The following is a 15,569-nucleotide window of genomic DNA, read 5'->3' on the forward strand; positions in this document are numbered from 1 at the left end:
CGACCCATAAATAAGACGTTCCTGGACGGATCGCAATCGGGAATGGCATCAAGCCCTTATGATCTATCCATGAGTAATGCCTGACACCTCATTCGTTGCTGCGAGCAGTAGCTTGCCGGCATCGAATACAAGAATGTCCTGCGGTCGACAGCCTCCAATGTATCCATTACTGGAGGTTAAAACCGGGGCGAACACCATGAAGCGCGTGACGCTCGAACTGGGCGGCAAGTCGCCCACCGTGGTGCTTGACGATGCGGACTTCCAGGCGGTAATGCCCTTGGTTCTGCATGCCGAATTTCTCAACAGCGGCCAGGCTTGCGTCGCGGGCACGCGCATCCTTGTGCCGCGCGGGCGGCTTGCAGAGTTTGAGAGGGTGGCGGAGCAGGCTGTGTCTCAGATCCAACCGGGCGATCCGCGCAACGCCGACACTGACATCGGCCCGATGGTGAGCCAGAAACAATGGGAGCGGGTGCAGCGCTACATTCGTACTGGCCAGGAAGAAGGTGCGAGGTTGCTGGCGGGTGGCGAGGGTCGCCCGGAAGGCCTGCACGTCGGCTGGTTCGTGAAGCCCACGATCTTCACTGATGCCCACAACCGGATGCGCATCGCGCGCGAGGAAACATTCGGCCCCGTGCTGACGATCATCCCCTACGACGATGACGCTGATGCGATCAGTATTGCCAACGACACGGACTATGGGCTGAGCGCCCTGGTGCTGGGCAAGAGTTCCGAACGCTGTCTGAATATCGCCCGCCAGATCGATTCGGGACGTGTGCTCATCAACACCCTTGCCCACGAACCGCGTGTTCCCTTTGGCGGCTTCAAGCATTCAGGCCTTGGGCGCGAAATGGGCAAGTGGGGGATGAGTGCTTATCTGGAGCCGAAGACATTGATCACGTACGATCTGTTGACATGATCGGGTGGATTTCTGCTTGGGAGCACTTAGCGGGAACAGCAGAAAGCGTCTGCTTCTGGCCGATTTCTGCCTGTTGTGCGGCTAGACTGTCTGGGTCAATTCAGCCTGTCGTGACCGGCAGCAAACCAAAGAAGACATGCACTGGCTGGAGGTATCGGCGAGGAGAAAGAGCCCAAAAGGTGCCTATGAAACCAAGGGCGAATTCGGGTTGCTTTCGACTGTATTAAGCTATGGAACACCTGGGAAGGGTAAAGCAGCCAGCCCCCATATCTGGCCACTTTCTCCAGCATTGAAATGGTCAAGGTGCCAATTACACGTGCACGGCCGCCAGAGCAAAGTCCTGTGGACCCGCCGAGACATTCGAGGCGACAACTTCGATTGTCCACTCGCCAACCATTGGCTTGTCGACTTGGACCATTTCGACATTATTGGTGCTGTCGAGTTTGAGGATTCCGGCCTTCGCACCGGCAGACTGGTTGCCAATCAATCTCTTCCCGGACGGAGTGCGAACGATGAGATTGAGGTTGTTCACCAGTTTTTTTCCTGGATAGTCAGTGTAAGCGAGCACTATCCGTATAGGCCGTGCCGTCTCTGCAATCGTTTGTGTGACAATCCACTTTTTCCCCGTCACGAGGGCCGGTCCATCAATCGTAAGAATTGGGTAGGAGAGTGACCGGTCAAGATTTACACGTCCAAAACCTTGATGGGGGTCGAGCAAGACGCCTTTGGGAGCCGTTCCAGGCAGACGCTCCGCCCCGGCGATCAGTAATGCTTTGATGAGGGCTGCACTCGGATTGGATAGCTGCCTTTGGCTGCGTAGATATTCTCGCAGCAATGCCGCCGCCCCAGCTGTGAGCGGTGTGGCCATGCTTGTTCCCCCCATGTAGAAGTATTTGTGGTTGATCGGATATGGGGACCACGCAAAGTTATTCGGGGCGATTTGGGTCGAACGCGTAGAGAGAATGAAGGTGCCTGGGGCAACGACATCGGGCTTGATGCGGCTGTCGCTGGTGGGACCGCGGCTGCTAAATGCCGCCACCTGGTCCGGCTTGTCAGCCATCGGGGCGCTGTGGAGTGGGGCCACAGGGTAGTCGTCTGGCCACCACTCACCATAGGTATTGGACTTGAATTCCGGACGCCTGTTTTCACTTGCTCCCACGGTAATGCAATTCTTGGCCGTTCCAGGAGACGTCACACTCATTAAATTGATCTTGCCGTCACCATCCTTGTCTGTCCCATCGTTTCCTGCTGCGATGATGAAGCAGAAATCCCGGTGTTTCCAAACATACTCGTCAAATTGCCTGCATTGATCGTCGTATTCACCAGCATCCCCACCGCCCCAAGAATTGGAGTGGATACGGGCGCCTTTATCGTAAGCGAACTGGAATAAGGTGCCGAGATTGTCGGGCAGGCCAGCAAGTATGTATCGGCGTCGTGCCAGGCTCGGAGCGGTTGCTGGCTTCCATTTCATTTCCTGCTCTATGGCTTGAAAAACAAGCTTGGCCTTATAGGCGAGGCCATGGATTCGTTCCGGTCCACCGTTCGATGCGGTACCGTTGCCGAGCACCGAACCACTGACATGCGTGCCATGCCCGGAGTCGACATCGGCGGCTCCGTCATCCGCGCCGCCATTGGTGACGTAATCAAGCCAGGACGAGGCAATTGGATAGCTCTTGATAGCGACGATCCTCCCGGCGAAATCAGGATGGATGGTCGCCGGATCCCCCGTGTCGAGACCGGTATCACATACGGCAATGATTTCCCCATCGCCAGTCAGGCCGAGCTTTGTAGACATGCTTTTCGGATTGCCGTTACCCATGATGATGGTGGCCACGTTATTGCTTGTTCGCGGAATGACCCTTTGCCGGACGTATCGCACGCCGTGCACTGCAGACACCTGACGCAGTTGCTCCGGGATGGTTTTCGAGGCCTGGGTGGATGCCACGATCAAGACGCGAGCACGGGCGTTCTTGGCAAGGATCTTAAACCCGAGTCGACTTACCTCCTTCGAAATCCTCTGCACATCGGCACCGTCAAAAAGCTCTATCGAGAAATTGTCAGGGACCTCGTGCCGCCTCGGGAGAGTTTCACCGTTATCTTTTTTCTCCACGAGTTCAGGAGCAAGCCGCGCATCGTGTTGCAAATGTCCCACCCACTGTACGAAGGGGAGCGCGGCAATCTTCGTGAGTTGTTTCCCCGCCGTCCGGATGACATATCCAAAAGCGCCATAGGGCTCGCAAATTTTCACTCCGACTTTTCGCAGTTGGTTCAACCAGGTGCGTTTGATTGGAGCAATGAACTGCACCACGTAGTGGTGTGGCTTCTCATCCACTTCGGATACATTCGGGTCAACTCCCCCGCGGCTCAGCGTGTTGATCGTGTGCTTGCCCATTTGCAAGTCATATTCCTGAGTGATGTCTTCTACAGGAAACTCACGCGCTAGTTCTGTGGCGTCCTGGTTATTCGCCTGAACCACCACGAACGCGTCATAACGATCAATGATCTGCGCTCGTGTCTCAATTGAAGGGATATCGGATTTGTCAGCAAAAACTTTGAGGACAGACATCGCAAAGCTCCTTGTTAGGCAAGAGAGGCCGGCGCAGGCTTTCGTTTTTTAGCAACACTCTTTTTCCAGGGGGCACCAGCACGTCCGTGACGTACACTTCGGTCCTTTCCGTTAAAGCCAACACATACGTCATAGTAGTACGGTGAATACAAATCCACCTCCGCTACTGCGACAGGAGCGCCTGGAGTGAAAAGGCGAATGTCCGCATCTGGCCGGCTCCCACCGGTCGCGGCAGTCAGGAGTTAGCCAGATGCGTTAATCCTGAATCGGCTGCTTTTGGGCGCCCCAGTACCGGCTATGATGTCTTTGTCAGCGTCGCGGAACGGTACATACATGGCCTCAGTCGTCCAGGCTAGAGGTGCAGGCTTCGACACCTGCTGCTGGCAGCTCGCTGCAATCAGCCATTTCATGGCGCTCAATCTCACCTTCCGGGATGCCTATGCGGATGCGCAACACGCCTGGCCGAAATGATCCCTGCCCTTGCGGTAGCGGCCGCAAGTTCAAAAAATGTCATGGGACAATCGACAGTCTCAACATAGTGCGAAAGCCAAATGGACCGCTCATACTCCAGGAGATGCAGATGACACTCGCTCGTCATGAAGCCCAAGAGTTTCAAAGGCGTGAGCAGCAGGGTCTTGGTAGGCCGATCATTTCCACTGAGTACCATGATCACAGAGTCATAGCCGTCGGTCAGACGATACATTTCTCACAGAAGTGGAAAACGTTTCACGACTTCCTGAACGACTACCCCAAGATCGTCTTAGGCAAAGAATGGTGGATGTCAGAGGGAAACAAGCCTCCAGAGGAGCGACATCGTATTCTCACCTGGGCAGTCCGCAGCTACGAGCACGCAAAAGCTCACATGGAACAGATGGGGCCAGGTGTTGCTCAGCCGATGACGGGGGCCATTGGTGTCTATATGCGCTTCGCATATGACCTTTACAGCCTGAAGCACGCCGTCGAGGTCCAGAAGCTGCTTATCGATCGAATCAAATGCCCCGAGAACTTCCCTGGTGCGTTGTATGAAGTGCAGGTCGCCGCCGCCCTGCTTCGGGCGGGCTTCAGGCTGCAGCACCAAGATGAAACCGACAGACGTACTACCCACGTTGAGTTCATCGCTACGGATGCTAAGTCCGGTGCGACTTACGCCGTTGAGGCCAAACGACGAGAAGGCAGGCGGATGAACGTCAATAGGCAAATACATCGCGCTTTGAGCAAAAAGTCGGATCACCCTCGCATTGTTTTTATTGACACAAACGATGGGCGCTTAGAACTGGGCAGGGGCCGGCCTAATCCAGTAGCGCTTGTGGAGGCTGAGAACCTCTTGAAGCTATATGAGCGAGACCCGACTGGGCAAACGCTTCCGCAGGCATATGTCATAGTCACGTACGATCCGGATGAGCATCACCTTGATGCCATTGATCTGCCTTCCGGAGTGCTTCTCTGGGGCTTCCACATCGAAGATTTTCATCCTGGGCCGAAAACCCTGCTCCAGCAGGTCAAAATTAGGCGTCGGCATGCGCCAGTCTTTTCGCTGCTGGAGTCCATGCAGAAGCACCGGCGCATCCCCGCGACGTTTGATGGAGCGGCTGAGGCGTTCTCAGGCGGAACTCCCAAGGCACGGCTACAGGTCGGTCAGCGGATGGAAGTGCCAGGACCCAACGGAACGCAGATTGAGGCGACGCTAGAGAGTTGCGTCGTCATGCCCAAGTCGAGAGAGGCATTTTGTGTCGTTCGCAGCGACGATCAACAGCGCTTCGTAGTCAAAATTCCGTTGACAGATGATGAACTACAAGCTCACGCCCAGCACCCTAAGACCTTCTTTGGCGTTATTGATAAAAATGCTGGGCGTCCGCGTCCGAAGACTGGCTTGGACTGGTTCGACTTCTTCTGGGAAACATACTCGAGCAGCACAAAAGAGAAACTCATAGAGCTCATGGACCATGCTCCTGACGTTGAAAGATTGAAGCAGATGACCCAAGAGGACTTGGCCTACGAATACTGCGCTCAAATGGCAAACGCAATGATTAAGCCCCAAATGGGAAGGATGTGACCCATTCTCCGGCTCTAGCCCAGCAAAACTCTAGTGCCTGAGGACGACGAGCGTCACCGCCCTTGAATAAGCTTGGAATGCTCCCATGAGTCGGCTCATGCTATTTCTCACAACGGTTGAACGACCGCATCCCACAGTCGAGATTGAACTTCAAAATGTCCACACCGGGTCGATAAATACCGTTCGCGAGTGGCTGCTTTTGGCCGATTCTGTTGAAAAAGTCGATTCTTCCAGACAGCCCCCCATACTGAGCGCTGAAAACGTCTTTTTGCGCGTTGCTACGCCAAATCTGAGCCCCGAATCCCATGCTCAAAGCAAAGATTTTCAATCTCAAGCGCGTACTTTTCTGTCGTGGAAACCATGGCCGACTTTTTCAACAGAATCGGCCGATTGCTGCACATCGCGAAGGGCAGAAATCGTCGCTCAAAGGCCGACCGTGTCTTGAAGGTAAACTACCGCTGATTGGTGAAAGTTGCCCTTGGAAAACGTCCGCTTTTGGCCGATTCTGTTGAAAAAGTCGGTTCTCCCAGACTGCCCCCCCGCTGAAAACGTCTTTTTTGCGCGTCGATACGCGAAATCTGAGCCCCGAGAATCCCATGCTCAAAGTAAAGATTTCAATCTCAAGCGCGTACTTTTCTGTCGTGGAAACCATGGCCGACTTTTTCAACAGAATCGGCCGAAAGCGGCCTACCGTTGGACGCGTTCCCTCCCACGATGGACCACCAGATGATCCATACAGCCGTTAGCCCCTCGAAGGCTAGCCGCGTTGCTACTCCACCCTAAGCCCTGGCATCCTGAGTAGCCTGCGCACGGATGCCAACCAGTCGCGAGCCCACCGACTACGCGAACTGCCCGATGAAAGCCCAGTGCTGCCCGAACACTATGTTTCGCGCGCAGACGCGCCAGCCGTCCGGACAAGGCCGGCTGCGTAATCCCCAGGTGGGTCGCGGCCCTCGTCACATTACGCACTTCGTTCAGCGCCTTGAGTGCCAGTAACAAGGTTGCGTCAATATCCGCGTAGCTCATGGCCGTCTCCGTGTTCGTGTGGTTGCCCGCCCATCTCAGTCGCGGTTTCGGTATTGGCTGGCAACCCACTCGTAGTGTTCACCTTTACGTCGAATGTGGCCCACACCGGGGAAGGGTAGATGGGCAACGGCCACCAGCTTTCTTTCTTCTGCTGCCGCCGCAAACTGACGCAGGCGTTGTGCGCGGGCAGCGTCCTGGTTTATGTCGAACGTGATGGTCACTTGCGGTTGCGGGAACTGGATCAGGCCGACATGCATGATATCGCCCCAGAACTCGATGCTTTGACCCTCATTCTCGAGCAGAAAAAAGCTGTGACCTGGCGTGTGGCCCGGAGTAGGGATGGCAGTGATGCCGGGCACAATCGTTGTTTTTCCGGAAAATACTTTCACCTTGCTGGCCCTGTTGTACGGTCCAATAGTTTTCAGTGCTTCTTCCAGATGAGCTGGTTTCAAGCCCTTGGAAAGGTTGGCGCGATCAAGGAAAAAATCGACATCGGCTTGATTAACGTGAACCATTGCGTTGGGGAACAGCATCTTGCCGCCGCGTGTCAGTCCGCCGGAGTGATCGGTATGAATATGCGTGATCAGGATATCGCTGACCTGTTCGGGTCGGTAACCGGCTGCCGCCAGGCTGTCCGGCAGTTTGCCAGCGACGGAACCGAATAGCTCACCGGCGCCGCTGTCGATCAGGACCACGCGAGGTCCATCGTCGATCACATAGGCATTGATTGAGGTTTCAAGCGGATTGCTGGCGAAGCCGTTGTGCAGTAGCGCATCGATCTGCCGTGGGGATATGCCCCTCAAGAGCGGGTGCAGGTCGAGCGGTAGCGTACCATCGCTCAATGCGGTGATGCGGACATTGCCCACGTTGAACCGATAAACGCCGGGGACTTGCGGTTTGAGCGTTTGCGCAGAGGGCGCGGCAATTGCCGGTAGTGTCTCTGCGGCCATCGATTGGAGGGGGTAGGTTGCCGCGAAAGAAAGAATGGCAGCGGTCAGCGTCTTAATGTGGGGCCGCATCGTACTTTTCATGAGGAGCACCTTTAGATTGGCGCGACCATGGGTGATCGCGTAAACCAAGATAGGGGCAAGTCTTCGCGCAGAGAACTGTGGTGTCTCTTGTACGTACCATAGCGTGTGATAGCTACGATACTAGTCAACGGCGTGAGACAGATGCGTATTTCTTGGAATGTGATTTCGGGTATCAACTAATCCTGCGGCTCCTGCAATTCGCGCACCGCCATTGCCCCCGTCCCAAGGGGTGAGTCCAGGGTATAAAGCTGCACGCGCAGTCGGCCTGCCAACAGTTCCTCGCGATCCCTGGCCTTGAGAATCAAGCTGTCGCTCGCCCGAGTCATATGGGGTTTAAGCAAGTTCCATATGATCGGCCCCGGCTTCTCGTCGAGGCTGCGCGCAAGCGTTACACCAGCAACCTGATCGCCGGGAATGTCGCGTGTATGAGCGGTGTAAGCGAGTTTACCCGTGAGCTTGTCGTAAACGAAGTTCACCACGACCGAGGCATTCTGGGTAGTGAGTGAGGTGGCCTGGAACTTCAATGGCGAAGGCGCCTTGCCAGCCTCCAGCGGCGGGGTGGTGAATGGCGGGTGACGTGGCTGGGTGTTGCGTTCCCAACCATAGGCCAGGTTCAGGAGTTCGGACTCGGCATATTCGTTCCCCAGCAACTCCAGTCCCACCGGCAACTGATCGGCTGACCAGCCCGCTGGCAGCGCGATAGCGGGTAGACCGGTGCTGGCGCTTAGCTGGCAGTTCGTGGCGCCGAACTGCGGTTCTCCGATCAGCGCAGGCTTGCGTTGAATGGTCGGGTAGGCCAGGGCACTCAAGTGCTGGTTACGCAATTGCAGGGTTATCAGGGCCTTTAGTGCCGCGCGTTTCTGCAGAACCTTGTTCAATGCTTCCCGGTCGCTGGCTTTTTCGAGGTCGACAGCGTCGCGAATCCGCAGGCCAGGATCGAGCAGTAGATGATCCATGCCTTGTTCAAGTATCTGGCCCAGGCTGTCCACGGGAGCGCCGGGATGTTTAGCGAGATAAGCGGCCAGGTCGTACTTGAATTCGTAAGGGATGATGCTGCTGTCACGCAGCAATTCGTCCAGTTCCGGAATCGAGATTTCAACCACTGTGGCACCCTGGGTCTTGAGATGCTCCAGCGCCTTGTCGATGACCTGCACCACCTCCATGTCCTCAGGGGCGGTACCAAACAGCCCGCGGATCACGCCGATTCTCGCGCCTTTCAAGCTATCGGCCTTGAGTGAGGTGAGATAGGAGGGGGGAATATGCCGATTAGCATCAGCAGTCGAAGGATCGCTCGCATCGCTGCCGACAGTGGCATCGAGCATGACTGCCAGGTCCGCAACACTGCGTGCCATAGGACCTGCTACGTCCTGGGTTGAGGACAGCGGCATCACTCCGCTACGGCTGGCAAGACCTCTGGTAGTGCGCAGTCCCACCAGATTCTGATAGGCCGCTGGAATCCGTATGGAGCCGCAGGTATCGCTGCCCATACCGGCGGTGGCGAAACTGGCGGCCACTGCTACGGCGGTGCCTCCGCTGGAGCCGCCCGGTGCGCGAGTCGGGTCGTAGGCGTTGCGGGTATAACCCGTCAAGGAAGACACCGTGGTGACGCCGGCAGCCAGCTCGTGCATCGTCGTCTTGCCAATGATGACCGCCCCCGCCGCGCGTAATCGCTGCACCTGGTAGGCATCGGCGGTGGGCCGTAGATTGGCGAGTGCGAGGGTGCCGCCGGACGTTGGCATGTCAGCGGTGTCGTAGTTGTCCTTGACCACGATAGGGATCCCGTGGAGCGGGCCGCGCGGCCCTTTCGTGCGGCGTTCTTCGTCGAGGCGCTGTGCGTCCTGCAGCGCGTTCGGATTGAGACTGACCATGGCATTGAGCGCCGGCCCCTGTTGATCGTAAGCCTTGATCCTTGCCAGGTATTGTTCCACCAGCTCGTGCGAGCTGATCGTGCCGGCGCTCATTGCCGCCTGCAACTCGCTGATCGAGGCTTCATATACAGAAGGTGCCGGACTCGCTGTTACCGCCTGGGTATTGGCTGCCAGCCCGAGGCAGGCAATAGCGCAGAGTGAACCCGATGTTCTGCGTGTAAGTGAGAAGGCGTTTGTCACGTGCAGTGTTTTCATGAGGCTCAGCCCTTATGCCGTGAGGTCGCTATTGCGCCGGGTGATCACATGTCCGGCCCGGGCGCCCTGGTGCCGGCCTTCTCTCCAGGTGACCTGACCGTTGACGATGACGACCTCTATGCCTTCGGCAGGTGCGGTGGGGTGGTCATAGTCGGCGACGTCGCGCACGGTCAGCGGGTCGAACACCACGATGTCGGCTTGGTTGCCCACGGCAAGAATGCCGCGCTTGTCGAGGTTGAAATTGCGCGCGGTCAGCCCGGTCATCTTCCAGACTGCCGTTTCCAGCTCAAACAGGCCGAGGTCACGGCTGTAGTGCCCTAGGATTCGAGGAAAGGTGCCCCAAAGGCGCGGGTGTGGCTTCTCGCCCGTTGGGATGCCGTCGGAGCCGATCATGGTTTCATCGAAGGCGAGAATGTTCTGCACGTCTTCTTCATCCATGCCGAAGTAGATCGCACTGGCTGGCTGCAGGCGCGCGGCCGCCTCGACCTTGCTGACACCCCACTCGGTAGCGATGTCGTCGAGGTCGCGGCCGGTGTGTTCGGGATGCGGCTCGCTGGAAGCAATCAATACGCGCCCCTGCAAGCGATTCGGGTCGGTATGGAGCATGGTCGAACTGGCGTTGTAGGGGTAGCAGTCCAGGGCAATGCATTGGCACTTCATCGCTTCGCGAATGATCGGCAAGGTAATTACCGATTTGCCGAAGTTCTGCCGGCGTTGCAGCTTGTGGTGGGAGATCACCACCGGGCTGTCCAGTTCTCGACCGATATGAAAGCTCTCCTCCAGTGACGCCAGGGTGTTGTCCGCCTCATCGCGCATGTGTGTCACGTAGAGTGCTCCACTGCCGGTTAGCGGCCTGCAGACGTCGATGATTTCCTGGGTCGGGGCGTGTGCTGCCGGTGGGTAATAGGTACCGGTGGAAATGCCGATTGCGCCCGCTGCCAGGGCCTCCTCCAGCAGCGCCTGCATAGCATCGATCTCTGTAAGGTCCGCGGCGCGTTCAAGCGAGTCCATGGTCATGACGCGCAAGGTGGAATGCCCGACCATGGCCGCGACGTTGACCGCCGAGGGGGACTGGCGCAGCGCGTCAAGATAGCCCTTGAAGGTGGAAAAGCGCGCGCTGTCGGTGTCATCCAGCAGGTTGAGCGGCGAGGGCAGGTCACTGTCCTGGCGCAATGGCGCAATGCTGATGCCGCAGTTGCCGGTGATCACGGTGGTGACCCCTTGGGACACCTTGAACGTCATGTCGGGCTGGGACAGCACCGCCTGGTCATCATGGGTGTGGGAGTCGATGAAGCCCGGTGCGACCACCTTGCCCGTGGCATCGATACGCTGGTTGGCCTGGAAGGCCGACAGGTCCCCGAGTGCGCTGATACGCCCATCGATAATACCCAGGTCAGCGCGGTAGCGAGGTGCCTTGCTACCGTCTATGAGCATGCCGCCTTCAATGATGAGGTCGAACGGGTGATCGTTACGCATGTGCTTGTCCTGCTTGTTGTTGGAGGATAGGTGCGGGATTGCGCCAGGTCAGGGCGATAACAAAGGCCGTCATGGCCGCGGCGACGAGGAACCAGAAGGCCGCCATGTAGGAACCGTCGAAGGCTACGATCAGGCTGCCCATGATGATCGGGGCGACGGAGCCGGCCATCTGTCCGCCGAAATTCATCAGCCCCGTGGCGCTGCCAATCAAGTGCGAGGAAAAGCGTTTGAGCGGCACGGAAAACACCGTGGCATAGATGAAGTTGAACGACAGCAGGCAGAGGGTCCAGTACATCACCAGCAACGTGATTGAAGTGGTGCTGATCATCAGCGAGAGAAAGATGGCGCAGCACAACGAGCCGCCCATCATGAAGTGCCGTTCACGGTCTTGACCGACCTTGTCGAGCAACCAGCCCACGGCGTTGGTACCCAGGAATGCGATCAAGTAGGGAATCGCGGAGGCCAGGCCGATATGCAGCAAGTCGATCTGGTATTGCTTCATGAGGTAGGACGGCATCCAGGAGATCATGCCAATGTAGAGAATGCTGGTGCAGAACCAGATTGCCGTGAGCTTGAGCGCCGCCGGGTTGCGGATCAGTTCGCGCAAAGGGTTGCCCGTCTGGATGTTTTTGGTTTTCTGTTGCTGTGCGATGCCGCTCCTGAGTGCCAGCCACAGGACCACTGACACCAGCAGGCCCACGCCCGCCAGCAACTGGAATGCTTCACGCCAGCCCCAATAGACGACAACTAGCGCCACCAGCCCTGAGCCGACCGCATTGCCAAGAAATACCGTGGAAATCAGAAAGGACTTGGCTCGTGCGCGCTCCTGCTTGGGGAACACTTCGGCAACGGTCACCGAACTTGCCGGTGAAAAGCAGCCCTCACCCATACCGAAGAGAAAGCGGATCAACAGTAGCGACGCGAAGGACCACGCCACGCTGGTCAGGCCGGTGAACACCGACCATGCGATCACGCAACCCACCACCACGAGGCGTGAACCATAGCGGTCCGACATCCAGCCACCCACCAGTTGCATGAGTGCGTAACTGACATAAAACGCGCTCAGCACCATGCCCGCTTGCCGTGCATCCAGTGCAAATTCCTGGCCGATGGGAATGATCGCCGTGCTCATCACAATCCGGTCGGCATAACCGACTGCCCACGCCAGGAACAGGGCGCTGAGGCAAATCAGTTTCTGCGTTTTGCTGCTTGTTTCACTGAGACTCTTCATACGTTTTCGCTCTACCTGGATGTTGTTTTAATAGGCAGTGAAGGTTGAAACGCTTGCGCTACAGCTGTTGTTTTAGGGGAGTAGGTGTTGCATCACACCTGGATGTTTTCGTGGCCGGCGATCATCTCGCTCAAGCGCTGGGCGCTGGCACAGGCAAGGGTGAAGCCCAATGCGCCGTGGCCCAGGTTCAGCCATAAATTGCGGTACGGCGTGGCGCCCACCATGGGCACGCCGCTGGGTGTTGCCGGGCGCATGCCGGCCCATTCCAGTGCCTGCGAGTAATCGCCGCCGTGGGGAAAGAGTGCTGAAGCGGCCTGGCGAATGCTGTCGATTCTTCGGCGGTCGATGCAGGGATCGAAACCGACGATGTCGACCATGGCGGCGACGCGCAACTGCTGGCCGAGGCGTGCGAAAACGACTTTGCGGTCATAGTCGGTGACACTCACCTCGGGCGCTTGATGCACAGGCAGAATGGGGACGCTCAGGCTGTATCCCTTCAGCGGATAAACCGGAATTCGCATGCCTGGCAGCGCCAGTGCCGCGCTGCGATAACCGGTGCTCAACACCAGCTGTTGCACCGGCAGCACCTGATCACCTAGTTCCACCGCCTGCACCTTGCCCCCGACCTCGCGGATGCGCGTTACCGCCTGGCCGAGGATAAAGTTGCACAGCCCAGAAGCCCGCAACCGCTCTGCCAGCAACAGGCAGAACTGATGGCAATCGCCGACTTCTTCATCCGGGGTAAAAATGCCGCCCACAAACGGCGCGTTTGCCAGCGTCGGCTCGAGATCGAACAGTTCGCTCGGGCTTAGCACCTGCTGGGTCTGGGGTTCGCAAAGCCGGGTGCGGGCATGGGAAAAACTGCTCCTGGAGCGGAACGTCACCAGCTTGCCGTTGCGTCGCCAGGCGAACTCCCCCAGTGCGTCTTCTTCGCGCCAGGTGTTCAGCACCTGCTGGCTCTGCAGCGCCAGGCGGTAAAGCTGTTCTGCATTGCGACGGTTGACCGAACCTCGGCAGGCGCCGAGGAAAGCCATCATCCAGCGCCACTGGCGCAGATCCAGGCGCGGGCGCAGCTTGAGCGGTGAGTCACCTTGCAGCATCCAGCCCAGGGCCTGCAGCGGCACACCGGCATCGGCCAGTGGCGCCACGTAGCGATAGGACAGTTGCCCGCCGTTGGCAAAGCTGGCCTGGCGGGCGAGGTCCGGTTGCGCATCGATCAAGTTTACCTGCAGTCCTTGACGCACCAGGGCATAAGCCGTCGTCAGGCCAATCACGCCACCACCGATGATGCACACACGCTGAGTCATGAGCCGTTCCTTATCTGCAAGCAAGCGTCACAGTAATGGGCATGACAGCGGGCCGATAATGAATAAAGATAGGCCGGGTATAGATAAAGGTTATGGGTTAAAACATGCGACTCAGACATATCGAGGTGTTCCAGGCGATTCGCCAGGCGGGGTCCATCAGCGGGGCGGCCCAACTTCTGCATATCAGCCAGCCCGCGGTGACCAAAACCCTTCAGCACGCCGAATCGCAGCTGGGTTTCGCTTTGTTTTTGCGGGTCAAGGGCAAACTTCTGGTGACGCCCGAAGCGCTTGAGCTGGAGCGCGAAGTGAACAAGGTGACGGCCAGTGTCGACGGTGTGCGGCGGCTGGCCGAGAACCTGCGCCACCAACCCGGGCAGACCTTGCGCATCGGTGCAACACCGGCGCTGGCGTTTTCGTTGTTGCCGACCTTGATCGGTGAATGGTCTCGGCGCTATCCCGGCACTTCGTGCGAGCTGGCCAGCCTGCACAGTCAGGAGCTGGTGCAGAATCTTTTCATGCGTGAAATCGATATCGGCCTGACCCTGCGCTACCCCGATCATCCGGGCTTGAATGTGCAACCCCTGGCCGAGAGTTTCCTGGTGGCGTTGGCGCCACGGGACTATTGGACGCCGCAACAGCAAGCATTGCCGTTGCCGGTCGAGGAGCTCAGTGATGCGCCGCTGATTGGGTTGTCCCATGCCGATCCTCTGTTTGCCCAGCTGGGTCTGTACCTGAACACCATTGATCCGCCACCGCGGACGGCCATTCGCGTGCAGACCTACTCGTTGGCGAGCGCGCTGGTGGCGTCCGGCACGGGGCTCGCGGTCGTTGACCCGTTCACCGCCCTCAGCGCGCCGCCCGAACGCACGGCGATACGCACCCTGACGCCTTCATGGCCAGTGACGCTGTTCGCCATGACCCGGGCCAATGAGCCGCACCCTCATATCCTCGACAGCCTGATCGCGCTGTTGGGCGAACAGGCCCGTCACCTCCTGGCGTCAATCCGCCAGTGAGGCGCGATCTTGCTGATTGAGCAGGCGCTCCACTCGACGGGCATGGTGCAACAAGGCCTGATCGACGTTATTGCGGCCGGATAGCATGAAACCGCTCGGCGCGTGGCCGGGGCGGTGCATGGGCAGGGAAATCGAGCATCCGTCGAACAGGTTGACCATCCCGGGATTTCGCAGTATCAGGCGATTGAACCGGGTATACGCCGGTTCATCTTCCAGGGCGCTGATGGCTGGCGCTACGATCGGAGTCGTGGGCATTGCGAACAGGTCGAAGCCGCTCAGTGACTGGGTAATCTCGGCGATGAACTGGTGACGCAGACGGTGCAGTTCGCGGTATTGCTCTGGCGTGATGTGGCGGCCCGAATCAATGCGCGATAGCACGCGTGGGTCGTATCGAGACAGATCCAATCCTCGACGTTGGGCATGCCAGTGCCAGGACTCATAGGCGCTGAAGCCGCCATTGGCATGCAAGGCAGGCACGCAATCCAGGGCCGCCAGTTCTCGCCGCTCGACCTGCACGCCATCGGCCCGCAGCCGCATCAGCGCCCGTTCGAAATCGTCCGCGACGGTTTGATCAGTGTCCAGCGAGGCCAGCGATTGCGGCACCAACAAACGCAACGGCCGCTTTTCATCGGTTGGTCGAGGTTCGATACTTCGGCCAGACATGATCGAATAAAGAATCTCGCAACAGTCGACACTCATCGCCAACGGGCCGACGCTGTCCAGGGTCGTGGACAACGGCAGGACGCCCTGCCTGTTGATATGCGCGGCGCTGGGCTTGTAGCCCACCACGCCACACAGCGCTGCCGGGATACGGCAGGGGCCGCCGG

The 15,569-nt window shown here is 58.2% G+C and carries 13 protein-coding genes; 5 read left to right on the forward strand and 8 right to left on the reverse strand.

Features of this window, described 5'->3' with window-relative positions; translation table 11 throughout:
* Positions 1–157: 157 nt before the first annotated feature.
* A complete protein-coding gene (locus PMI35_RS17795; RefSeq protein WP_008059065.1) occupies positions 158–916 on the forward strand; it encodes an aldehyde dehydrogenase family protein in 759 nt (252 codons plus the stop codon).
* A 310-nt stretch (positions 917–1,226) separates the two neighbouring features.
* On the opposite strand, the gene PMI35_RS35645 is transcribed toward PMI35_RS17795, so the two are convergent.
* Positions 1,227–3,482: a S8 family serine peptidase gene (locus tag PMI35_RS35645; protein ID WP_008059067.1), complete on the reverse strand. Its 2,256-nt coding sequence runs from the start codon at positions 3,480–3,482 to the stop codon at positions 1,227–1,229.
* A 333-nt stretch (positions 3,483–3,815) separates the two neighbouring features.
* Between PMI35_RS35645 and PMI35_RS34830 the strand changes: the two genes are divergently transcribed.
* The 3 genes from PMI35_RS34830 (at position 3,816) to PMI35_RS34620 (ending at position 5,980) form a co-directional block, all read left to right on the forward strand.
* Positions 3,816–3,953, forward strand: a complete 138-nt coding sequence (locus PMI35_RS34830; RefSeq protein WP_162135920.1) for a hypothetical protein — start codon at positions 3,816–3,818, stop codon at positions 3,951–3,953.
* Positions 3,928–5,535 (forward strand): YecA family protein, encoded by a 1,608-nt coding sequence (locus PMI35_RS17785; RefSeq protein WP_081504811.1) that lies wholly within the window; start codon positions 3,928–3,930, stop codon positions 5,533–5,535. Before PMI35_RS34830 ends, PMI35_RS17785 begins: the two co-directional genes overlap by 26 nt.
* Before the next feature lie 85 nt (positions 5,536–5,620).
* Positions 5,621–5,980: a hypothetical protein gene (locus PMI35_RS34620; protein WP_157295640.1), complete on the forward strand. Its 360-nt coding sequence runs from the start codon at positions 5,621–5,623 to the stop codon at positions 5,978–5,980.
* Between the two features lie 242 nt (positions 5,981–6,222).
* Here the strand turns inward: PMI35_RS34620 and PMI35_RS35895 are convergent, their stop codons facing one another.
* From PMI35_RS35895 to PMI35_RS17760, 6 genes are all read right to left on the reverse strand, one after another.
* On the reverse strand, positions 6,223–6,561 hold the full coding sequence (locus PMI35_RS35895) for a helix-turn-helix domain-containing protein (RefSeq protein WP_008059069.1): 339 nt from the start codon (positions 6,559–6,561) through the stop codon (positions 6,223–6,225).
* A gap of 35 nt (positions 6,562–6,596) precedes the next feature.
* Complete coding sequence (locus tag PMI35_RS17780; RefSeq protein ID WP_008059070.1) at positions 6,597–7,592, reverse strand: MBL fold metallo-hydrolase; 996 nt, start codon at positions 7,590–7,592, stop codon at positions 6,597–6,599.
* Between the two features lie 176 nt (positions 7,593–7,768).
* A complete protein-coding gene (locus PMI35_RS17775; protein ID WP_008059071.1) occupies positions 7,769–9,553 on the reverse strand; it encodes an amidase in 1,785 nt (594 codons plus the stop codon).
* Positions 9,554–9,727: 174 nt separating this feature from the next.
* Positions 9,728–11,191, reverse strand: coding sequence for an N-acyl-D-amino-acid deacylase family protein (locus PMI35_RS17770; protein WP_008059072.1), 1,464 nt, complete (start codon positions 11,189–11,191; stop codon positions 9,728–9,730).
* A complete protein-coding gene (locus PMI35_RS17765) occupies positions 11,184–12,422 on the reverse strand; it encodes an MFS transporter (RefSeq protein WP_008059073.1) in 1,239 nt (412 codons plus the stop codon). Before PMI35_RS17765 ends, PMI35_RS17770 begins: the two co-directional genes overlap by 8 nt.
* Positions 12,423–12,514: 92 nt before the next feature.
* Positions 12,515–13,729: a D-amino acid dehydrogenase gene (locus PMI35_RS17760; protein ID WP_008059074.1), complete on the reverse strand. Its 1,215-nt coding sequence runs from the start codon at positions 13,727–13,729 to the stop codon at positions 12,515–12,517.
* A 104-nt stretch (positions 13,730–13,833) separates the two neighbouring features.
* Between PMI35_RS17760 and PMI35_RS17755 the strand changes: the two genes are divergently transcribed.
* Positions 13,834–14,742, forward strand: coding sequence for a LysR family transcriptional regulator (locus PMI35_RS17755; RefSeq protein ID WP_008059076.1), 909 nt, complete (start codon positions 13,834–13,836; stop codon positions 14,740–14,742).
* Here PMI35_RS17755 and PMI35_RS17750 read toward each other — a convergent pair.
* Positions 14,728–15,569: amidase family protein (locus PMI35_RS17750; protein WP_008059078.1), on the reverse strand; the 842-nt coding region annotated here is incomplete at its 5' end. The genes PMI35_RS17755 and PMI35_RS17750 overlap by 15 nt on opposite strands.

The sequence above is a fragment of the Pseudomonas sp. GM78 genome (assembly GCF_000282475.1).
Lineage (GTDB): Bacteria > Pseudomonadota > Gammaproteobacteria > Pseudomonadales > Pseudomonadaceae > Aquipseudomonas.

Bases quoted from the DNA above. Each gene is read 5' to 3' on its own strand.
- PMI35_RS17795 (WP_008059065.1), top strand. From the start codon at position 158: ATGTATCCATTACTGGAGGTTAAAACCGGGGCGAACACCATGAAGCGC.
- PMI35_RS35645 (WP_008059067.1), bottom strand. From the start codon at position 3,482: ATGTCTGTCCTCAAAGTTTTTGCTGACAAATCCGATATCCCTTCAATT.
- PMI35_RS34830 (WP_162135920.1), top strand. From the start codon at position 3,816: ATGGCCTCAGTCGTCCAGGCTAGAGGTGCAGGCTTCGACACCTGCTGC.
- PMI35_RS17785 (WP_081504811.1), top strand. From the start codon at position 3,928: ATGCGCAACACGCCTGGCCGAAATGATCCCTGCCCTTGCGGTAGCGGC.
- PMI35_RS34620 (WP_157295640.1), top strand. From the start codon at position 5,621: ATGAGTCGGCTCATGCTATTTCTCACAACGGTTGAACGACCGCATCCC.
- PMI35_RS35895 (WP_008059069.1), bottom strand. From the start codon at position 6,561: ATGAGCTACGCGGATATTGACGCAACCTTGTTACTGGCACTCAAGGCG.
- PMI35_RS17780 (WP_008059070.1), bottom strand. From the start codon at position 7,592: ATGAAAAGTACGATGCGGCCCCACATTAAGACGCTGACCGCTGCCATT.
- PMI35_RS17775 (WP_008059071.1), bottom strand. From the start codon at position 9,553: ATGAGCGCCGGCACGATCAGCTCGCACGAGCTGGTGGAACAATACCTG.
- PMI35_RS17770 (WP_008059072.1), bottom strand. From the start codon at position 11,191: ATGCGTAACGATCACCCGTTCGACCTCATCATTGAAGGCGGCATGCTC.
- PMI35_RS17765 (WP_008059073.1), bottom strand. From the start codon at position 12,422: ATGAAGAGTCTCAGTGAAACAAGCAGCAAAACGCAGAAACTGATTTGC.
- PMI35_RS17760 (WP_008059074.1), bottom strand. From the start codon at position 13,729: ATGACTCAGCGTGTGTGCATCATCGGTGGTGGCGTGATTGGCCTGACG.
- PMI35_RS17755 (WP_008059076.1), top strand. From the start codon at position 13,834: ATGCGACTCAGACATATCGAGGTGTTCCAGGCGATTCGCCAGGCGGGG.